Here is a 22,360-nt window from a genome sequence, read left to right as displayed (position 1 = left end):
AAAGGTCATTGGTTTTACTGTAGTTGTAGTTTATTCTCTTCAACGCGTTTATACCCTTCCGGTGAAACAAGTCCGTACAGGAAATGTTCAAGCAGGGTACATTGTACTTTACTCATATCATATTTCCCGTAGGGGAATATATCAGGCTGAAAACAAAGCATGGATGTTGCCAGCCGGTATTGCGTCATAATCTCTATGTCAAAGTCTGACCGGTATAATCCTTCACGGACCCCTCTTTCTAAATTCTGCCGTACAGTTTTCTGAAGGTTATTATACTTATAATCCTGAAACACCTGGAATGCTTTGACGTGAAACTTCTGCAGATCAAACAGGATGATCGGGTTCATATTGCGGAAGCTTTGGTCCAGCATTTTCATTACCAGAAACAGTTCGTCAATGGCATTTGCAGCTTTATCCTGGTACTCCACACATTCCTGGGCTAAGTGGTTCAGATAGCGGGAAATGGCATGCATCACCAGTTCATCCTTATCTGCAAAATGAGCATACAGCGTCTTTTTGGATACTCCCATACGCTGGGCTATATCGTCCATTGTAATTGATCTTGTTCCGAATTGACAGAACAGACTGAATGCAGTATCCAGAATACGTTCCTGTATATCCATTGGTTGACAGTATGTAATGATTCTTATTTCTTCTGCAAATCCTTTCTGTGGTGGCTATTTAATTCCTCCTGGCTTCATAGTTCTTTGGTGGTCTCAAGTCGATTTGCGATGCTGAGACAAAACTATGGAAACTTTTTAAACTATAAAAGTTTCCAAAGCGAATTATTTTAATATACTTATCCTGTGTTGATCATTAACCCACCTTCCAGGTGAAATACCGGCCCTGGTAATCAGATCATTCATCATATCTGTTCAAAGGAATCTCCCTTCGGGGATAAAATAAACGATGTAACTTTGCACCCTGTCAGGTATCAGAACCAGGGATTACCGGTTTATTCACGTATCTGCATTTAATAATATGTCTCCTAAAAATCGCATCAAACTCCTGGCTGCAAAGCTGTTAAGGTACTTCTTCCAGGGATTGTTGATACTTGCTCCTATGGGCGTGACCGCCCTGACACTGTACTGGGTTTTTGTAACTATTGACAACATCATTCCCAAAGAAATTCTTCCGCTTGAAACACCGTTGCGATACCTCCGCTACAAAGGTGTGGGCTTTGTGTTGGTGTTACTGCTGGTGATTGTAGTAGGGTACCTGAGTTCCTCCTTTATCGTAAGCCGCATCTTCGCATTATTTGACCATCTGCTGGAAAGAACACCTTTCATTAAATATATCTACACATCTGTAAAAGACGTATTTGACGCCTTTGTTGGTGAAAAGAAGAAATTTGATCATCCTGTACTGGTACAGGTCTATGGTGTGGATGTATGGGAAATGGGCTTCATCACCCAGCAGGATGTATCCAATCTTGGCCTGGAGGGCTACACTGCAGTTTACGTACCGCATGCATACGCCATCACTGGTAAAGTCTTTATGGTGCCGGTAACGAAGGTTAAACCCCTTACCAATGTGCCTGCCGGTGAAGCAATGAAGTTTGCAGTAAGTGGCGGCGTTACCAATATTGAGGTGCACGAAAAGCCGGAGAAGAAGGAAGCCCGCTAAACTAACTACTATAAGGCCGACCACTTTTTACAATTTATCCGGTCTAAGCATAAAGAGTATTTCATATCTTCAGATCTTTGTCGGACAATGCATTTCTTATATCCGCTGCGAACAATCAGCCTAAGATGAATGTAGGAAATGCATTGCCGCACAGGAACATATCATACGTAGAAGGGACGATGATCATTCATTACTGATCATTATCCTGCCTGTTACCATTGTGAGTTAACCAACCATTATATGCACCTTATCTTACTGGCGTTTTGCCTTACCTGTTTACCATTGTCCGCTTACAGCTGGGGCTTCTTTGCTCATCAACGTATTAACCGGCTGGCTGTCTTTTCGCTACCGCCGGAAATGATCGCTTTTTATAAAGCTAATATTGAATATATCACTGCACATGCAACAGATGCGGATAAAAGAAGATATATCATTGCGGAGGAAGGTCCCCGGCACTATATAGACATTGATCATTACGGGCGGCCGCCATTCGCTGAACTGCCCAGATCCTGGCAGGAAGCAATAGGGTGTTATAGTGCGGATACACTTAACACTTACGGCATACTGCCCTGGTACCTTGAACAGATGATGCACCGCCTCACTAATGCATTTCGGGAAGGTGATGCCGCCACCATACTAAAACTGAGCGCTGACATTGGTCACTATGCAGGCGATGCCCATGTGCCACTTCATGCCTGTTCTAATCATAACGGACAACTCACCGGTCAGCATGGAATACACGGATTGTGGGAATCAAGAATCCCCGAACTGATGGCAGATAAGACCTTCTCCTACCTCGCCGGCAAAGCTGTTTATATAAAAGATGTAAGAACATATACATGGCATATTGTGCTGGAAAGCGCCGTAGCAGCGGATACAGTATTACAGCAGGAGAAAATAGTGAGCAACGGCTTCCCTTCCGGCAGGAAATTTGCGTATGAAAAACGCAACGGAAAATTGGTCAGAAACTACTCAACAGCTTACGCCAGGGCATATCATATAGCTCTGGGAAATATGGTAGAGCGCAGAATGATAGCCGCAATACATGCTACCGCCAACTACTGGTACACAGCCTGGGCCAACGCAGGAATGCCAGCATTAGAGAAACTGCTAAAAGGGTACATCATACAGGATACTTTTCCTGCAGCTAAAGACAGAATGATAGGACGTCAGGAAGGCTAAAACGGCCTTTCAATTAATTTCGATTTTAAAAAAATATAAATTATCTTTGTTAGTACTATCTTTTTAGCCTTATCCTACGCGCGTTCAGCATCATATGTGAAATGCCATACTTTTTTTCCATTCCTCTGACAAAACCAAACAAAGTGGAACAAGCAAACAATTTATTTAACTTAGAACGACCTATGAAGGTGCACAATTTTAACGCAGGGCCTTCCATATTGCCGAATGAAGTGCTGTACAAGGCCAGCAAAGCTTTGATTGACTTTGAAGGTTCAGGAATGTCTATTTTGGAAATAGGGCATAGAACACCATTGTTTCAGGCTGTACTGGATGAGGCACGGAATCTTGTCAAAGAGTTGATGCAACTTGATGACGATTTCGAAGTATTGTATCTACATGGAGGCGCTACCACGCAGTTCATGCAGGTACCATTGAACTTCCTCGAAAATGATGGTACAGCGTCTTATATAGACACTGGCGTATGGAGTAATAAGGCAATAAAAGAAGCTAAACAATACGGCTTCGTTGATGTAGCTGCCAGCTCAAAAGACAGCAACTACAATCACATCCCCAAGCAGTTTAACATCTCTCCAAAATCCAGTTATCTGCATATTACCACTAACAATACCATTTATGGTACGCAGTGGCAGAAGATGCCGGAAACAGATGTTCCGCTGATTGCTGACATGAGTAGCGATATACTCAGCCGTTCATTGGACTTTAACAAGTTCACACTCATCTATGCAGGAGCACAGAAAAATATGGGCGCTGCAGGTACAACCCTTGTTGCAATTCGCAAAAGCGCACTGGGCAAAGTAAATCGTAAGATCCCAACGATCCTCGATTACCGCAACCACGTTGAGAATGGCTCAATGTTAAATACCCCTCCCGTATTCGCTATCTACATTTCCATGCTTACACTCCGCTGGCTTAAAGAACAGGGTGGAGCTGCCGCTATGGAAAAAGAAAACGAGAAAAAAGCTGCCCTGCTTTACAGTGAGATCGACCAGAACCCACTCTTCCGCGGTACAGTACAGAAAGAAGACAGAAGCCGTATGAACGTTTCCTTTATCATGGATAAGCCTGAACTGGAAGAAGAGTTCCTGAAATTCTGCAAGAAAGAAGACATCGTAGGCATCAAAGGCCATCGCCTCGTAGGCGGTTTCCGCGCTTCCCTCTATAATGCACTCCCCTACGAAAGCGTAGAAGTGCTCGTAGAAGCTATGAAGTATTTCAGCCTCAAAAAAGCTTAAACCTCATAAGATAAAAACAGGAAAGGGTGTCGCAAGTGCGACACCCTTTCCTGTTTTTATTTATATCATCCTTATAGCTAGACATTTTTACATATGTAAGCCACCAGTGATTGTATTTCTTTCGCTTAAAACAGGCTTCACCTTTTATACCGTCAAGCATTCAAAAGGGCACCAGAAGGTCACCTCAATATCCCCGGGATATTGAAGTGACCTTCTGGTGCCCTTTTGGTAGCAGGATGATATGAATACCAAACCCTGATCAGTACCATCACCGTAAGAGTTATGTATAAAATTTATCTGCAATAGTTTGATCAATACACTTACCCTCAACAAAACGCTCCGAATATTTACCTGTATTTGATAATTTCTAATTTCAAATACCCCTGCTTAGACGGGACAAATTAATTAACTACTTTTGCGGCCTAACAATCTAATATCATGGCAATCATCAGACCGTTCAGAGGATTAAGACCTACTCCGGAACTTGCAGAAAAAGTTGCTGCCCGCCCTTACGATGTGCTCAGCGCAGCAGAGGCTAAGGCAGAAGCTGCCGGTAACCAGTACTCGTTTTACCATGTTTCCAAATCGGAAATTGACCTTCCCGAAGGTACCGATGTGTACAGTCAGTCCGTATACGATAAAGCTGCGGAAAACCTGCAGAAGTTCATCAAAGAAGGTATACTATTCCAGGATGGTACACCCAGCTACTATATTTACCGCCTGATTATGAATGGCCGTACGCAGACAGGGCTGGTATGTGCCTCTTCTGTATCTGACTACAACCAGGGTATAATTAAAAAGCATGAATTTACCCGTCCTGATAAAGAGCTGGACCGTATTAACAATATTAAAACTACCCGTGCCCAGACAGGTAACGTGTTCCTCGCCTACAATGACGTTCCTGAAATGAACTCATTGATAGACCGCTGGACCAATACACATGCACCAGCATATGACTTTACAGCTACCGATGGCATCCAGCATACAGTATGGGTAGTAAGTGAAGAAGCTGCAGTGAATGAAATCACTTCCCTCTTTGCCAATAAAGTACCGCATACTTACATTGCTGATGGTCACCACCGTGCAGCATCCGCATCTTTGGTACAGAAAGAGTTTGAAGAAAAACAGATGATCGGCATCGACGATCCGGCTAACTTCTTCCTGACAACCATCTTCCCTGCCAGCCAGCTGGTAATACTGGATTACAACCGACTGGTAAAAGACCTGAATGGCCTAAGCAAGGAAGAACTGCTTTCCAGATTGGAATATGACTTTACCGTTGAATCCATCGGCCATCTGCCACAGCAGCCAAGCATGCTGCACGAGTTCAGTATGTACCTTGAAGGTAACTGGTACCGCCTGGTAGCAAAAGAAGGTACCTATACAACTGATCCTATTGGCATCCTCGACGTCACTATTCTGTCTAATAATGTACTGGATAAGATACTGGGTATCAAAGATCAGCGTACAGACAAACGTATTGACTTTGTAGGAGGTATCCGTGGCTTGCAGGAATTGGTAAAAAGAGTCGATAGCGGAGAAATGAAAGTTGCCTTCGCACTTTACCCTGTTACTATCCAGCAGCTGTTTGATATCGCAGACAGTGGCAATGTAATGCCGCCAAAAAGTACCTGGTTTGAGCCTAAACTGCGCGATGGTCTCATCTCTCAAATAATTTAAGCCTTTTCAGTATATGCTGTAAGCGCCTGCCTTCACCGGCAGGCGTTTGTTTTTAAGTAAAGCTCCATCAGCCGAAATACCAATTCCAGCGGCCGTCTGCATCTTTGGCACATTTTTTCTTTATTTTTACACCAAACGTCTGACCAGAATGAATATGAGGGTTTCTTTATTGAAAGCAGGCTTGTTTACTGCTATATTATTCTCTTTCGTAATAACTACTTCCGCACAGGATGCAAAGGAATTATACACCACCGCAACAGGTTTCATCCGCGATGGCGATTATTCCAATGCTATACTCGTACTGAATCAGGCATTACAACAGGAGCCCGATAATATAGACTTCAAAAAACAACTGGGTTTTGCTTATTACCTCCAGGGTGATATGAACAAAGCCAAGAATGTGATTGAGCCGCTGCTGAGCAAAAAAGAAGCAGATGAACAGACCTTTCAGATAGCCGGCAATATTTATCAGTCCCGCCAGGAATGGAAGTCTGCGCAGAAGCTGTATGAAAAAGCACTGCGTAAGTTCCCTCAAAGCGGCGAGCTTTATAACGACAATGGACAACTGCTCATGTTCCTGAAAGTGTTTGAAGGTGGCATGGGAAGTTATCTGAAAGGCATCGAAAAAGCACCTAACTACTCTGGCAATTATTACAACGCGGTCAAAGCATATGTGTACATGAACAACCCCGTTTGGGTAATTATCTACGGGGAAATATTCGTCAACCTGGAAAGCTACACTGCCCGCACAGCGGAAGTAAGAACACTCCTGCTGGATGCTTATAAATCTTTGTATAATAATCCGGCCCAGCTGAATAAAGCGATAGAAGCAGAAACAGAACAGAAAGGCAAAAAGAAAGTGACTGCTGACTTTGCGGCTGCTTTTAAAGCAGCAATGGGTAAACAGGTCAGTGTTGTGATGGCTGGTATAGACCCTGAAACGCTGATCATGCTTCGTACCCGCTTCCTGCTGGACTGGTTTAACTTCTCAGGTGTACGGTTCCCATATGCCTTGTTTGACTATCAGCGCACGCTGTTGAAACAAGGGATGTTTGAAGCCTATAATCAATGGATGTTTGGCCCTGTGGCTAACCAGCCTGCATACAGAGCATGGACGACCATGCATAAAACAGAATACGATACTTTTCTCCAATATCAACGTAATCACCCACTGAAATTAAGAGAGGATGAATATTACAACGATAATAAGTTTTCGTTGGTGAGGTGATTGAACCATTAGCAGGTAATCAATTCACAAATTCCACATATGTTAAACATTAAACACCAAAACACAATTGAGAACGCTGTAAAGGCGAATCATGAACGGGCATTCTATTCGCAATACCCGGAACACCCCAAGGCCTATGGCGAGAACGCAGCAGAACAGGGCGAAGCCCGCTATAAAGCACTGCTGCAAAAACCCTTCGGGCAGTTACTGCAAACAGGAGAATCTTCCTGGGCAGGAGAAGAAGTGTCTCCCTATACCCAGGAAAAATTAGGTGTTACCTATCCCCTTTTCCCTGCAGATGACCTGGTAAACAGAGCGGTTGCTGCTGCTCCGCAATGGCGCAATACTACTGTAGATGTTCGTGCAGATATACTTGTAGAGACGCTGGAAGCTGTGAAAGAACGCTTTTTTGATATTGCCTACGCCACCATGCATACAACCGGCCAGAGCTATATGATGAGCTTTCAGGCTTCTGGTCCGCATGCTAATGACCGGGCACTGGAAGCAATTGCCATGGGTTATCATGAAGGTAGCCGCTACCCCGCCTCTATGATGTGGGAAAAGCCGATGGGCAAAACGTCCCTTCAGCTGAACAAGCAGTTCCGCGCTATTCCGAAAGGAACAGGTCTGGTAATAGGTTGCTCCACGTTCCCTGTATGGAACTCGTTACCTGGCATTTATGCTGACCTGGTAACCGGCAATCCTGTGATTGTTAAGCCACATCCTAAAGCTATCCTTCCCATAGCGATTGTTGTGGCGGCTATACAACAGGTATTGCAGGAAAAAGGGTTCAGTCCGGCCCTGTGTCAGCTGGCCGCTGATACATCTGCTGCTCCGATTACAAAAACATTGTGCGAGCATCCTGGTATTCAGCTTATTGACTATACCGGCGGCAGCCAGTTTGGCAACTATGTAGAGTCGCTACCAAACAAAACTGTATTCACAGAAAAAGCCGGGGTCAACTCCGTTATACTGGATAGCGTGGCAGATATTGATGCAGTATTGCAGAATCTTGCTTTTTCAGTATCATTATATTCCGGACAGATGTGTACTGCTCCACAGAATTTCTTCATTCCGGCTGATGGCATTACTACCAACAGTGGAAAGCTGTCATTCGATGAGGTAGTACAGAAATTCAAGGATGCGGTGGTAAGCCTTGTGAACAATCCTAAGATGGGTGCTGGCACATTAGGAGCACTGCAAAACGAGCATACGCTTGAAAGAGCGCATAATGCAGCGAAACTTGGTGCGAAGGTCATCCTTGAAGGACAGCCACTGGTCAACGAAGAGTTTACACGCGTACGCGGCTGTACACCAGCTATACTGGAAGCCAGCAGCACAGATAAACACATCTTTGAACAGGAATTATTTGGCCCGGTTTTATTACTTATCAAAACAAAGGATACCAGCGAATCTATACAGCTGGCCAGACAGATGGCACAGCAACACGGTGCTATCACCTGTGCAGCTTATACGACTAATCCTGATGTGAAAGAGAAAATTACCGAGGAAATGAACAGTGTATTTACTCCGGTATCCTTTAACTTTACCGGATTCATCTGGGTAAACCAGCATGCTGCATTTTCTGATTTCCATGTTACAGGAGGCAATCCTGCCGGCAACGCCAGTTTCACCAATCCGGAATTTATCTTACGCAGGTTTGTGTGGGTAGGAAACCGGGAAGTAGCCGGAAGCTGACCGAATAATTTGATTATGAAATATATACTTTCTTTCATGCTCATCGCCTTGCTTGCGGCCTGCGAACAGGCGCCCAAAGCCGATAAAGCAACCATTACTGAAGCACACCCGGTGAAAGAGGCGGAAGGCCGTCGCTACCTGGTAGATACTGCTACCAGCGAAGTGCGCTGGATAGGCACTAAACCAACAGGTAAACATACCGGCAGCTTCAAAGTACAGGAAGGGACATTGCTGGTGAAGGACACAACGGTTACCGGTGGAAATATCATTGTTAAAATGAACTCACTGGAAAACCTGGACCTGTCTCAATCGGATACCTCCCTGAAACGTAAGTTGGAAGATGAGCTGAAAGGCCCGCTGTTCTTTGATGTGGCAAGCTTTCCGGTAGCTACTTTCGAGATCACCAATGTTACCAATTTCACACCGTCAGTAGGGAATGAAGTATTAATGAAGAACGCAAATTATACGGTACAAGGTAATCTGACAATTAAGAATATTACCAAGAATATCTCTTTCCCTGCCATTATCAAATTGGAAAATGGAACCATCACAGCGATGGCTAACTTCAATATTGACAGAACACTGTGGGGCATGACCTACAGAGCTGATAAGTCTATGCAGGATAAGCTGATTAATTCAGCTGTAAATATCGAATTTCGGGTTACTGCTGCCAGATAGTACTAACTGATTTTGATAATAAATAAGGGCATCTCCTGTCATTGGGATGCCCTTATTTTATATAATCTCCAGCCACACCATCAAATTTGCAGGCTGTATACTATTCACTCACTCGCAATGTGCAAGCTGCCTAGCCGCTGTAGACTTTGCCATACACATGGATTTATCGTATTACTGTTTAGTACAGCATCGCGGTGGAATAATCATTTACTGATGAGGAGATAGTAGCGTATCTCTGGAGGTAGCTCCAGATAAATACCAGGGAAAATCGTAAAGATACCCCCCTGCCGCGCCCCATTAAAGCGCTGAGTGTGAATGGATAATCGAGGCCCTTATTACAGGATACAGGTTAAGACAGGTAATTGCAGACTGGTAAGCAAACAGTGGCTTCTTCATAACGTGGAATGCTCCTGCTCAGGCAGTAACAGCCTTGTCTTCATATATTACGCTGGAAAAGTCACATAATTTGCCCAGCAGACTACACAACTCAACACCGTGAGCAGTCAGTTCATAGGTTACCTTCGGAGGCATGCCCGGAAACTGATGACGGGTGATGAGACCTGTCTTTTCCAGTGTATTCAGCCTGTCAGACAAGATATGATCGGTAATATACGCCAACTCCTCCCGGATACCAGAGAACCGGTTATTACCCTCTTCAATACAAAAAAGTACATCTGTCGTCCAACGTCTGCTCATGGTGAACAACAGCTCATTCAGCGGACATTTATTTTCAAGGTATGACTGATTCTGATAGTTAGATGAATTTGTCTTTCTTTCTGCCATATACAACACAATTTTATTCAGTGAACTGAAATTACTGCTATTGGCCAAGATGTCAAAGCAGTTTTGGATGGATGGCCACGTTCCTGCTAATGCAACAATTCCTTTGACATTTCGATGATACACATAGCATTGCTATCTTTATGCCCGAAGAATACACTTCCCTGCCCGTTAGCAAAATTTGAATATGATCCGTTTAGTTCTAATTATCATCGCCTTCTTAGTATCACTATTAACAGTTATCCGGGCACCTACCTATCACCTATGGATGCTGGCAATAGGCGTGGCAGAATTTGCCTGGGTGTTTATAACTTTCACATTCGTGCTGCTGGTAGCAGGACTCTATCCTGGTAAGTACCAGCTGGCGGGCACTATCATAGGCATTGCTGCTCTGCTCTTCTACATTTCTCCGGTTATCAGGGCCTGGTACATTTCCAGGAGCCTGCCTGCCGCAATGGATGCCGCCCTGGGTGAAACCAACGACGATGCTATCAGAGCGGCCCCTTTTAACTTTCTCACAATGCTGACTGACTATCCGCAGCCGAAGGTCACAGCTAAAACATATGCTTATCGTACAGATAGCCTGCTGTCTTCTACCCTGGACTATTATCCTGCACAACAACCCGGATTACGCCCTTGTGTGATTGTAGTACACGGCGGCTCCTGGAAAAGTGGCGACAGCAAACAACTCCCCGAACTGAACAGCTACCTGGCACATGCCGGATACCATGTAGCTGCTGTTAACTACCGGTTAGCACCTGCGAATCTTTGTCCCGCACCCATTGAAGATGTATATGCCGCACTGGACTACCTCCGGTCAAACGCGGCTACCTTACAGATAGATACCAATAACCTGGTACTCCTGGGGCGCTCTGCCGGTGCACAGATAGCCTTACTGGCGGCTTACCGCCAAGAGGTTCCCGGCCTGAAAGGTGTCATTGACTTTTATGGGCCAGCAGATATGGTATGGGGCTATTCCCTGCCGGCTAATCCGCTGGTGATGGATTCCCGGAAAGTGCTGGAAGACTACTTAGGTGGAACCTATACAGCTGTACCCGACAGCTATGCTGCCAGTTCACCGATAGAATTTGCAGGTCAGGATGCTGTTCCGACTTTAATAATACACGGTGAAAAAGATGCACTGGTAGCTTATGAACATAGCACCAGGCTGAATAAGAAACTGGCAGACAATGGTATCAAACACTTCTTTTTGTCGCTGCCGTGGGCTACACATGGATTTGACTATAACCTGAAAGGCCCCGGTGGGCAGCTGTCTACTTACGCTGTAGAGCGGTTCCTGCGGAATGTGGCTGAGTAGAGAAGGACCTCTGTGGACGCTTTCAGCCAGACCAGCCGGAAAAAGAAATAAACACTACATGCAATGCAAAGTTTCCTTCAGTACTATATAGCCGGATAGGTAGCGTGTCATGATATCCTGCTATGTAAAAGCTATATTTCAGAGCTGGCTACTGCGCATCTGGAACGAAGTTGATATCCGCAACGTCTTTAAAGGGAACATACACACGCCTCCAGGGATCATCACCAAGCATTTCCCATTTGTGACCTGAGCCATGCGTATCCATAGCAATCAGTATATCTCCTGGATTCAGGGTGAACTGTTCACCATGATAAGTCTCAAACAACAATGTACCTGACAGTGTAATAACATACTGGGTGGTAGGGGCAGGATGCCAGTCATACACTGAATGAGGTGCCGTTTCGTTAAACATAATGGAAGCCGCTTCTTTGACATCCCTGTGTGTTACTGTCCCTATTGTGAAATGTGAGTGACCGTCTTCTCCGGTGTATAACTTAATTGCTCTTATCATGTCTATTGTTTCATTGTTTCACTCACAAGATATGACTGTTAACCTTAAAGTTTTGCTAAAACATCAGGTAGTAATAGTCCCCCCGCTGGGTATTATATGGATATGACCATTACTATAGTCAGGCTGCTTACATAATTGCTTAAGTCAATATTTTACGTAATTGGTTATCATATATTTAACTGCTATCAAAACTAGATCTCACTACCAGTAATTGACCTTGTCAACGGAGTTATTGTGTATTTCAGCAACCCGGAAAGCCTGCTCATACACTACACTTTAACACTGTAAACCAAACTATTTCCTCTAATAGCATGTTAATGATACTGCGCAGGTAGTTACTTTTGCTTTGCAGAGAAAGAGCTGTGAACTTACTTTAACAAACAGAATCGACATGCTAAATTTTGAATACAGGAACCCGACAAAGATCTTATTTGGCAAAGGACAGATTGCCAATCTTGCGAAAGAGATACCTTCCGGCGCAAAACTATTGATGCTTTATGGTGGTGGCAGTATTAAACAGAATGGGATTTATGATCAGGTAAAGGCCGCCTTGCAAAACTTCACTGTATTGGAATTTGGCGGCATCCCCGCAAATCCCGAGTATGAGGTGTTACTTAAGGCATTGAAAGTTATAAAAGAAGAAAAGATTGATTTTATGCTGGCAGTTGGTGGCGGCTCTGTCATTGACGGTGTGAAGTTCCTCTCTGCTGCAGCATTATATGAAGGTGATAGTCCATGGGATATTCTCTCCCAAAGGATCGTAACCAAAAAAGGTCTACCATTTGGTACTGTATTAACGTTACCTGCCACGGCATCAGAAATGAACTCCGGCGCAGTAATCAGTCGTCAGGAAACGCAGGAAAAGTTCTCCATGGGCGGACCAGGCCTCTTCCCGCAGTTCTCAGTACTGGACCCGCAGGTAGTTGCTTCCATTCCGAAACGCCAGCTGGCAAATGGTATCACAGATGCCTTTACTCATGTGCTGGAACAATACATGACCTACCCGATTGGAGCATTGTTGCAGGACAGAATAGCGGAAAGCATTATGCAGACACTGGTAGAGGTAGCACCTAAAGTAATTAAAGATCCATCAGACTATGAAGCAGCGGCCAACTTTATGTGGAGTTGCACCATGGCTTTGAATGGCCTGATTCAGAAAGGCGTGCCTACCGACTGGGCGGTGCATGCAATGGGTCATGAGCTGACTGCTTTATTCGGTATAGACCATGCAAGAACACTGGCTATCATCACTCCTTCCCACTACCGCTATAACTTCAACAGTAAAAAGGAAAAGCTGGCCCAGTATGCTGAACGCATTTGGAATGTTACATCAGGTACGATGGAAGAAAAGGCAAATGCCGCTATCAAAGCTACGGAAGACTTCTTCCATTCCCTGGAGATCGATACCAGGTTATCAGCATATACCGGTGAGTTTCCCGGCACGGCACAAGTCATTTCCCGCAAATTTACAGAGCGTGGATGGAATGGGATCGGTGAAAGGAAAGCCCTGACCCCTGCTGATGTTGAGAAAATTGTAGAAATGAGCTATTAAGGTCAACTCAAATATAGATGTAAACAAAACCGCTTCAGCTGACTACTGAAGCGGTTTCATTTTTAACATATTTTCATAGAAGGCTACACAGCTACTTCGCTGTCTTCCATCTTGTTCTGTAACTCTTTTACTGTCATATTATACAGTATACTATTCCGGCCATTCACACGCTGTACCAGGTGCACATGGGCAATAAAATGCTGAACAATCTGGATCTTATCACTTGGTGTTACCACCAGCAATTGCAGATGTAACTGCTTACACAGCTCCATCAGATATGTAGCTTTCTCCTCATCCTGGTTACTGAAGCTTTCATCTACAGCAATGAACCGCAAACTTCTTGCATTCTTACCCTCCCTTGTTATACCAAACTGGTAAGCGATAGCGCTACAAAGAATGGTATAGGTCAGCTGCGCTTTCTCACCGCCTGACAACTGTCCCATCTGACGATAGATCTTCTTGGATTCGTTTGTTTCCCTGAAACGTTCATCGGCCCAAAATTCAAACCAGTTACGGGCATCCAGCACCCGCGCACGATATGCCTCGCTTTCATCCAGTGCAGCTATCAATGGCTGTACTTTCTCACGGAAGTGCTGTGCTTTCTCTTCAAAGGTACTTTGTTGCCAGTTTGCTGCCTGCGGCAAGGCATCGAGTAAACGGGTCTTGAACTCACGCGCTTCAGATCCTGAAGCTACAGGACGTTTCACCAGCTGAATAAATGTATCCGGCAAACGGTTAAAGTTGATACCGCTCAACGAATGATTCAGCTTCTGAATAGTGTTACTGATGTCACGTTCCCACTTCTCCATCTCCTCATTCAGACCACCAATCTTGTAAGTGATGGTGACATTGATATAACTTTCAAAATCCTTCTTATAACCCGGCAGGTTATCAGTAGTTAGTTTATCCAGCCACTCAATGTATTCTGTTGCATTTACTGCATCATCAGCTAAAGTATGCACATCTGATATCCAGTCAGGGAAACGCTGTAATACGTCTGCCGGTGGATTTTTAAGACGGTTAATGCTTCTGTTGAGCATCACTTCCTCCTTATGACGTGCATCTTCTGCCAATTTCAGGTCCTGCTCTTTGTTTTCCCGCAGTGATTTATATATCGCGCCTACGTTCTCTAGTGTTACATTTCCTAACAGGTGACTATTCTGCTGCTGGAAATTAAGCAGTTCATCCTTATCTGCTTCTGTAACATGCTGCAACAGGTGCTGCATTGCCTGCTGCTCCTCCTCCATATCCTCAATATTACGTTGCTCCAGCGCCTCATTCCTGATCAGCATGGCCTGCGCCTCCTGATTATCTTCCTTCTGCCGTTCAATATCTATAAGCTGCTGCTTCAGTGCATCCAGTTCCTGGTTTTCATCAGTCAATGAACCTATCTGATCCTGTGCCTTACGAATGGCCTTTTGTAACTTTCCGATATTGATCTCATCAAAGCCTTTATGCTCTTTCAGGCGGCCGGCTGCATAGAACTGCTTCTGCAATCTGGCAGACCTTGACTTACAGGTCTGCAGTATCTCGTTGGAGGATGTGATTGCTTCATTCAGCTTACTTCGCTTTAAGATGAGGGCATCCTTTTTCCTTTCGTTGTTCCAGCCCATTACATAACGGGAGGCATCGTTACTATTCGCCCGGTCATCCTTTTCATGCCTGTCACGATTCTTGATAAGCCCCTCTACTGTAATAGCCATATCATTGCGTTGCAGCTCACGCTCGCTATTCACACACACATAGCTGAACTGCTGAATGATCTGTTGCTGCACCCAGGGACTCAGTTTATGGTCGGGGTGGAAATCCAGTTTATGATATACGGTATCATCATCCGGATACAGCGTCAACGCTGATTCCTTGATCTGATAGTATATCAGGCGGGTGCGGAGGTTATTGTTATTCACATAGGATGTCACCTTTTTATAGTGCTTCTCCGGTACCAGCAATCGCAGCGAAAATGAGTGTAATAGCTTCTCTAGCGCCGGCTGCCATTCGATTTCTTCTGCTTTAACCTGTATGAGTTCTCCTGCGAATAATATTTCACCCACATCAATTCTAAGACTACTGCATATTTCTTTACGCAGGTCTACCAGGTGTGACGGGATGTTATTTCTTGACTGATGTAATAATTCGATCTCTTTCTCAAGCGTTTCCTTTTCACTCACTGCACGTTCCTTCACACGCTTGGCACTGTACTCATCTTCTTCATTCAGGCGTTGCTCTGTTTCCAATTTCAGGGCTGCTCGACTGGCTTCTTTCAGTACGCGCTGATAGGTAGCGTCATCGTTGATTTCATCTTCCTTTACATGCAACGTATCGCACCAGGACGCAAACTCACGCAGGTTCTCTTCTGCGGTAGCTCTCCTCTTTTCCAGCTCTTGTATTTCCTTCTCCAGCTGTTGCAGCCGTTGACCCGCCTTATTCTGCTCCATGAGGTTTTTGGTAACACGCTCCTGCTCCTGCAGATCAGCCATGTTAACCTTGGTATCCTCGATTTTGCGTTGCAGTGAATCTACTTCCTGACGACGTTCCAGCAATGCCTGTGTTAACAGTTGATTACGCGTGAAGCTATTCCAGATGGTAGCAGTATTCAGCTCCTGCTTCAACTGCATGATGGTGGTCAGGTATGAAGAGAAATTCTCATGGTGCTCTTTGATAGGTGCCAGCAAACGTATCTGTTCTTCTGCCTTTTCAATGTTCCGCTGTGCATCCAGCAGCGTGGTCAGGTGTTTCTTCAGTTCCTGGAACTGCTCTTCCATGTTACGTGGTTCGAGCATGTTGGTACGAATGAAATCATCCAGATTACCCAGTACTTTGATACCTACCGTCTGGTTAAACAGCTGTACTGCTTGTATACTTTGCATACCCAGCGCTTCCACCATACGCTGTGCGTATTTGCTGGCTGCATCAAACCACTCTACCTGCCTGCGACCGCCTTTATTGTACAGCTGATCGATACGGCGCTTCCAGGTACCACCCATGTCAAACGGACTGAAGTCATCGGCAATATGCATCGCACGGTGAGCAACACCGAATATCTTACGCATGTCGCCATTGACGAAGTACCTCACCTGAAACAGTGTTACATACTGATCTGCTTCATTAGCGAAGTTGGCCAGCAGAATGCTGTATGCATCTTCTTTGTTTTCTCTTAAGTAAAGTGTTTTGGTAATACCGGTCGCCTCGTTGTTGACCATACCATACCCTCCCATTACATAGGAGTCTTCTGTTCTGTCACCTTTCTTCTCACTACCACTACTCTGGTTATAAAACCGGTACCTTTTTTCAGGTACCATCAGCGTCAGCAGCGCATCAATAAATGTCGTTTTGCCACTACCATTAGCACCTGTCAGCAGACTGGTTTCTCCGTTTGGCTTGATACTATGTATATGCTCATCAAATGTACCCCAGTTCAATACCTCAAGGTATTGCAGGCGGAAGCCACTTTTATGATTATCAGTACTGAAAACGTTTAACTGCATTGTTTCTAACAAAAAATTTTATGGTGTGTTATTCCGCCTCCACATTAGCGCTACCAATAGCCATTTCACTCAGCTGCTGCTGGAAGGTATCCAGCGCTTCACTATCTACCTTTGCTTTGATGATCTTTCTTATCCTGAACTTCTGCTCGTCTGGTACTTCATGATTTTCTATTCGATGCAGGAAGCCGCTTTCTTCTACTTTATCCACGAGCCTGTCTATTTCCTTCAGGAATTTGATACGGCTGGCACCTTCCTTGAAGAAAAGTTCTGCATATTCTTTTATCTCTCTACGCTTCTTGATTAATTCTCTTGATCCTGACTCACTGATCTCAAATTCGGCCATCATTTCACGCAGCAGTACCAGCATCACGCTCTCTTCATAGCTGAATGAACGGCGATGTATCCAGCTTACATAGGCTTCATCATCTTCAGACAAGGCGTGCTTTACAAAGGCATATCCGTCCTGCTCATCCAGCACGAGGTATAAGCCAAGCTGCTGCAGAAAACCGGTAAGTTCAACCTTGTATTGCAGTAGTTTTTCCCAGGCACCTTTCTCCACATATTCCACCGGGCCTTTCAACAGTTTTACCACTACTGTTGCATAAGGTAGTATTTTCGCTGTGCTCATAATAGTGTGTACTGTTATTTACCAAATAATAGATATGGAACTTCTACAAATTTTGTCTGCTCCTGATTTAACGGGATCAGTTCCGTAGTATTCTTTACAATGTAAGCCCTGCTGGATTTCTCACGCAGGAAGTCGTAGTAACTGATCACTTCCGCCAGACCGTATTCCAGTGGAGACTGTTCCAGCACTTCTTTTAATGTGGCCGTCTGTTTATCTTTCAGTACGTGCTCAACTTTCTGCCATAACTGTTTCCTGTTGATAAAAGATGTATTCAGTAAGCGGCTGAAGCGCTCCACGTCTGCTATCTGTTCAGTAGCATTGGATGGTTGCTTTACTTCTACCGTTGATTTCTTTTGCTCCAGCGATAGTTTCTTTTCCATGACCATCTTGATCTGTGCGCTGTCGTCAATGGTAATACCACAATCGACATCCTGTTCTTTTTCTATCAGATCGAAGACAAATTCCTTGATATTATTGATCTGTTTGCGCAAGCGTCTGTGACGGGCAATTTCCTTCTCAGAGATAATACGGCTGAGCTTTTCCGCCATTTTATCATTAGCATCATATACAGTTTTCCCCTGCTGCAAGAGCATGGATTTTATATTCTGCAGGAAATGATCATCAGCAGTAATATTCCTTTCAGACACAGTGTGCAACAGCTGTTCCGTCAGTTCACGCCACTCCTCCTGCCCTGCGCGTGAAATAAGGAAGTCCCAGAAAGCATAGAAGCTCTTACCCTGGTTACTATTACGGAGTGAATCATAGGCTTCAAATGCAAAGCCAATGATAGCACCTTTGTTTTGTTCAGCTTTTGTGTGCTGTTCAACAATCGTACGGTGTATAGCTTTGAAGTTATCTTCTACTTCACGGAAATCGCTGATCAGTTCATAACACAGCCGGGTAAACAGTTCCAGGCGTTCTTCCACCTGGGCATTATTATACCTGTCAGGTACGATACCCAGTTCCAGTGCTTTGATCTCTTTATCCAGTTCCGATCTTTTATTCTTGAGTATTTCCAGCTTCTTTACCCGATCATCTTCTGTGTTCTCTACTATATCCCGGAGAGAGTTAAAAAGCAGCTTAAAGCGGCTTTCTGTACCTACGTGCTGACGCAGCTGCAATGTCTGCATCCACTGAAACACTTTTTCTGTGTAGGCGCTCAGCTGGTACTGGGTATTTCCTTCGGCGTCCGGCAAATCCTGCAAGAGCCTCTTCTGTACCCAGTTCAGGATGTATTTCCTGGCGCGGGTTTCTTCATCCTCTCCAAAGTTGATCTTTGCTTCTTCCAGGTCTTCCGTACCATCGTCCTGCTGGCCAAGGGTCTCCGCAAGCAAACGGGTGAGCTGGCCTTCAGATATAGAAAACCGGTTCTCTTCCTTAAAAACACCATATAGGAAAGGTAAAATCCATTGTGTATTCCGCAAGCGTAACATCTGTATGGCCGGCGAGGTGGATATTAACCAATATAGATCGTCTTTATTCATATAAATCCCCAAAGGGCTGTAATTTGGAGAAAAAAAATGGATTTGTGAACGGTTGTGGATAATGGGAATGCTGATTGGGCTTATTATCAGTAAGTTCCAGCACTAATATATCTATTGTCAGATCAGCTACCCTGCACTGATACTGGATCCTGGCCAGGTCAGACAGCCCGGAGGCGTCTAATTTTGTGTAATTCTGAATAATATCAATATTTTTACACCTTTAAAGCCCTGGTGGCTAATTTTTTAACTGCATATTTCTATGTCAAGCCAAACAGCAGCGCAACCACTGGTATCGATTGTGGTGGCTACCTATAATGGAGCAAAGTATATTGAGGCACAAATGGATTCGCTGATTGCGCAGACATATCCTAATACAGAAATCGTCGTTGTGGATGATCGCAGTACTGACAACACCCTGGAAATACTGCAAAGGTACGCCCGTCAATACAGTCACGTACATGTATATCAAAACGAAGTGAACCTCGGATACGTCAAAAACTTTGAGCGAGGCGTAACCCTGTCTACAGGTGCATATGTCTCTTTTTCTGACCAGGATGATATCTGGCTGCCGGAAAAGACTGCTGAACTGATGGCTGCTATTGGTGATCATCCGATGATCATCTCAGACTCAGAGATTGTTACCGAAAATCTTGAGAAACGCTGCAACCATTCTGATCTTAAAGTAATACAGGACTTTTATAATCCGCTGATGTTTGCTACGGATAACTGCGTAACTGGTCATTCGTTGATTATAAAGCGTGCAGTTGTAGAAGCAGCCATTCCATTTCCTGACATGGCTCATGATCTCTGGCTGGGCTTCTTTGGCACGCTACATGGTACTGTAAAGTACTTTGATAAAGCCTTTGTTAAATGGCGGCAGCATGGCAGGAATGTGACCACTACACAATCAGACGAACAGCAGAAGATTGAGGTCACAAAATTCAAGTTAAGAACCTTCCGCGATACCTGTCCGCCCGCATTTGAAAAAGAGAAAGCGGTGTTCGACGCACTGTTGAAAACGTATGACAGCTATTCGCTGGTCAATAACTTTAACCGTATGCGACTTTACTTCACTTACAAGAAGTACCTGCTTGCAATGAAGAAAGGTAAACCCTTCAAGATATTTACATATTGTATCAAAATGTTTTTCCAGATGCGCAAACACCCATAACTTCCAACCTGTAATAGTTAACACAACATATCATTACCTATGAACTCCATTACTCCAAAAGTTGTTGCTCTTTCTGCAATTAAAGAGAAATTTGACCTGTCACAATACGATGTGATCAGTAATCTTGATAAAGGAAATGTCATATTCCTTGACGGTGAAACAGTGATCGATGGCGACCTTGATACAAACTACACCGATGCTATTGATACGGAGGCCGTATTAGTTTTTGTACATGGTAATCTGACCGTCAATGGCGATATTATTATCAGAGATTACAAACCGTGGCTACTTGTTACCGGCGATGTTTCGTGCGAGGTATTGTATAGTGGAGATAACATCATTCATATCACCGGAAATGCAGCTGTAAAACACGCCTTTTACGGATATTACAATGATGGAAGTATCACCGTCGAAGGAACGACTAACGTGCCATATGTGCTTAATTCAGACCACCACTCAGCCATCACGCCCGAAGATGCAATACTTATCAACGTCTACAGTGATGACAACGATTTCTTTGAATACGACTATACTACCAAAGACCTCGCGGCTGCACTGCTGAAATCCGTGATGCAAGATAGTGAGTCAGTAAATGTATGGAAGTTTATAGCCGCGCTGAAGGCAGGTAAGTCTCCCTTTAAGAAAACTGCGAAACCACCTAAAGTCATCTACCAGGAACAGATAGGGAAGCTGCTAAAAAACGGGGGAAATAATATTACTGAACTTGACCTGACGGATAAGAAGCTGGATGCATTTCCGGTAGCCATCACAAAACTGGTGAACCTCAGAAAACTGGTGTTATCAGATAATAACATTGAAACATTGCCTGAGGAAATAGGTAGGCTGGAACAGCTGGAGGAATTATACATCCGTAATTGCGATCTTCAACAGATCTCTCCGGCTATCAGTCAACTACGGCACCTACGGATACTGGACATCAGCAGTAACTATAATTTACGGGAACTTCCTGCAACATTCGGGCAGTTGCCTGGTCTCAAAGTATTACTTGCAAACCATGTGCAGCTACGGCTGCCGGAAACATTCCAACTACCTGACAGCCTCGAAGAAATCAGTTTATTCGGAAGTTATAAAGATCTGAACAAGGCCTTTTCGTTTCCGATGGCGCTGACTAAATTGAAGCATCTGAAGTCGCTCGATCTGCGGGAGAACTATTTTCACGAACTACCTGACGCAATATTGAATATACAATCGCTGGAGGCATTTCTGTGGACGGGCAGCCGTACTGATGCTAACAACTTTCCTGATTTTACGAAGTTTTCCAATCTCAAAAAGCTGGTGATCAGTCGCAAGTTATTAAGCTGGAAGGAAGATGTATTTAACATTCCTACATTGGAGCACCTGGAAATAGACCGGAACAGGGAAGAGAAAGAGTATATTGACGAGTTTACCATTGATATATGGTCAGAAATGGCAGAAGAGAACCCTAAAAAGTTTGGTCACCTGCCGGCACTACTGGACAGGAAGCGGCAGGAACCGGATGGCAGATTTTCTATTATCGTAACTCCTGGTATTACTCCTGATGATATCAGAGAGCTTAATAGGCTGCCAAAACTGAAGTACCTGGATATATCTTTTAATGAACTGCCATATCTCCCGGAGACTATCTATGAATTGAAATCATTGGAATACATTGATTTACGATATAATTGTTTCTCGGAAGCTGAGCAAAATAAGATCGTGCAGCAGTTCCCGGGTGTAAAAATCGAGTTTTAGTGCGTCAGTGATGGATGGCTTAGCGGGGCGGCGGGACATGGTCCGGCGGAATGGTTTTGCCTATATAAGCGATGGCCAAGCGACGAACAAGAGGTGGACTTGAATAGTCCAAGCGACGAACTAACGACGGCCAAGCGACGAACAAGAGGTGGACTTGAATAGTCCAAGCGACGAACTAGCGACGGCCAAGCGACGAACAAGAGGTGGACTTGAATAGTCCAAGCGACGAACTAGCGACGGCCAAGCGGAGAACAGGAGGTGGACTTGAATAGTCCAAGCGACGAACTAGTGACGGCCAAGCGACGAACTAGTGACGGCCAAGCGACGAACTAGTGACGGCCAAGCGACGAAC

General features: G+C 44.5%; 17 protein-coding genes. 11 read left to right on the top strand and 6 right to left on the bottom strand.

Annotation, left to right across the window (positions count from 1 at the left end; genetic code table 11):
• Positions 1–14 precede the first annotated feature (14 nt).
• Complete coding sequence (locus tag K1Y79_RS19290) at positions 15–623, bottom strand: TetR/AcrR family transcriptional regulator (RefSeq protein WP_220251793.1); 609 nt, start codon at positions 621–623, stop codon at positions 15–17.
• 358 nt (positions 624–981) lie between these two features.
• On the opposite strand from K1Y79_RS19290, the gene K1Y79_RS19285 reads away from it, so the two are divergent.
• The 7 genes from K1Y79_RS19285 (at position 982) to K1Y79_RS19255 (ending at position 9,345) form a co-directional block, all read left to right on the top strand.
• A complete protein-coding gene (locus K1Y79_RS19285) occupies positions 982–1,626 on the top strand; it encodes a DUF502 domain-containing protein (protein WP_220251792.1) in 645 nt (214 codons plus the stop codon).
• Positions 1,627–1,866: 240 nt separating this feature from the next.
• Positions 1,867–2,808 (top strand): zinc dependent phospholipase C family protein, encoded by a 942-nt coding sequence (locus tag K1Y79_RS19280; RefSeq protein WP_220251791.1) that lies wholly within the window; start codon positions 1,867–1,869, stop codon positions 2,806–2,808.
• 182 nt (positions 2,809–2,990) lie between these two features.
• Positions 2,991–4,061: a 3-phosphoserine/phosphohydroxythreonine transaminase gene (gene serC, locus K1Y79_RS19275; RefSeq protein ID WP_220251790.1), complete on the top strand. Its 1,071-nt coding sequence runs from the start codon at positions 2,991–2,993 to the stop codon at positions 4,059–4,061.
• A gap of 438 nt (positions 4,062–4,499) precedes the next feature.
• Positions 4,500–5,741, top strand: coding sequence for a DUF1015 domain-containing protein (locus K1Y79_RS19270; RefSeq protein WP_220251789.1), 1,242 nt, complete (start codon positions 4,500–4,502; stop codon positions 5,739–5,741).
• Between the two features lie 148 nt (positions 5,742–5,889).
• The gene (locus K1Y79_RS19265) at positions 5,890–6,969 is read left to right on the top strand and encodes a tetratricopeptide repeat protein (RefSeq protein WP_220251788.1); all 1,080 of its coding nucleotides are present in this window, start codon (positions 5,890–5,892) and stop codon (positions 6,967–6,969) included.
• 39 nt (positions 6,970–7,008) lie between these two features.
• Positions 7,009–8,667: a phenylacetic acid degradation protein PaaN gene (gene paaN / locus K1Y79_RS19260; protein ID WP_220251787.1), complete on the top strand. Its 1,659-nt coding sequence runs from the start codon at positions 7,009–7,011 to the stop codon at positions 8,665–8,667.
• Between the two features lie 15 nt (positions 8,668–8,682).
• Entirely contained in the window at positions 8,683–9,345 is a 663-nt protein-coding gene (locus K1Y79_RS19255) for a YceI family protein (protein ID WP_220251786.1), read from the top strand.
• Positions 9,346–9,759: 414 nt separating this feature from the next.
• Here K1Y79_RS19255 and K1Y79_RS19250 read toward each other — a convergent pair whose 3' ends face one another.
• Positions 9,760–10,128 carry a winged helix-turn-helix transcriptional regulator gene (locus K1Y79_RS19250; RefSeq protein WP_220251785.1) on the bottom strand — a complete coding sequence of 123 codons (369 nt, stop codon included), beginning with the start codon at positions 10,126–10,128 and terminating at the stop codon, positions 9,760–9,762.
• 184 nt (positions 10,129–10,312) lie between these two features.
• On the opposite strand from K1Y79_RS19250, the gene K1Y79_RS19245 reads away from it, so the two are divergent.
• Complete coding sequence (locus K1Y79_RS19245; protein WP_220251784.1) at positions 10,313–11,443, top strand: alpha/beta hydrolase; 1,131 nt, start codon at positions 10,313–10,315, stop codon at positions 11,441–11,443.
• 148 nt (positions 11,444–11,591) lie between these two features.
• Here K1Y79_RS19245 and K1Y79_RS19240 read toward each other — a convergent pair whose 3' ends face one another.
• A complete protein-coding gene (locus K1Y79_RS19240) occupies positions 11,592–11,954 on the bottom strand; it encodes a cupin domain-containing protein (protein ID WP_220251783.1) in 363 nt (120 codons plus the stop codon).
• A gap of 391 nt (positions 11,955–12,345) precedes the next feature.
• Between K1Y79_RS19240 and K1Y79_RS19235 the strand changes: the two genes are divergently transcribed.
• Positions 12,346–13,506: an iron-containing alcohol dehydrogenase gene (locus K1Y79_RS19235; protein WP_220251782.1), complete on the top strand. Its 1,161-nt coding sequence runs from the start codon at positions 12,346–12,348 to the stop codon at positions 13,504–13,506.
• An 83-nt stretch (positions 13,507–13,589) separates the two neighbouring features.
• Here the strand turns inward: K1Y79_RS19235 and K1Y79_RS19230 are convergent, their stop codons facing one another.
• The 3 genes from K1Y79_RS19230 to K1Y79_RS19220 are packed head-to-tail and all read right to left on the bottom strand — an operon-like array spanning position 13,590 to position 19,103.
• A complete protein-coding gene (locus K1Y79_RS19230; protein WP_220251781.1) occupies positions 13,590–16,991 on the bottom strand; it encodes an ATP-binding protein in 3,402 nt (1,133 codons plus the stop codon).
• Positions 16,992–17,019: 28 nt separating this feature from the next.
• Positions 17,020–17,619, bottom strand: coding sequence for a DUF4194 domain-containing protein (locus tag K1Y79_RS19225; protein ID WP_220251780.1), 600 nt, complete (start codon positions 17,617–17,619; stop codon positions 17,020–17,022).
• 14 nt (positions 17,620–17,633) lie between these two features.
• Positions 17,634–19,103 (bottom strand): DUF3375 domain-containing protein, encoded by a 1,470-nt coding sequence (locus K1Y79_RS19220; protein ID WP_220251779.1) that lies wholly within the window; start codon positions 19,101–19,103, stop codon positions 17,634–17,636.
• A 259-nt stretch (positions 19,104–19,362) separates the two neighbouring features.
• Here K1Y79_RS19220 and K1Y79_RS19215 point away from each other — a divergent pair, with 259 nt between their 5' ends.
• Positions 19,363–20,274, top strand: coding sequence for a glycosyltransferase family 2 protein (locus tag K1Y79_RS19215; RefSeq protein ID WP_220251778.1), 912 nt, complete (start codon positions 19,363–19,365; stop codon positions 20,272–20,274).
• A 39-nt stretch (positions 20,275–20,313) separates the two neighbouring features.
• Positions 20,314–22,008, top strand: a complete 1,695-nt coding sequence (locus K1Y79_RS19210) for a leucine-rich repeat domain-containing protein (protein WP_220251777.1) — start codon at positions 20,314–20,316, stop codon at positions 22,006–22,008.
• Positions 22,009–22,360: the final 352 nt, after the last annotated feature.

The sequence above is a fragment of the Chitinophaga rhizophila genome, from assembly GCF_019492185.1.
Lineage (GTDB): Bacteria > Bacteroidota > Bacteroidia > Chitinophagales > Chitinophagaceae > Chitinophaga > Chitinophaga rhizophila.
This window is presented reverse-complemented; position numbering and strand designations above follow the sequence as displayed.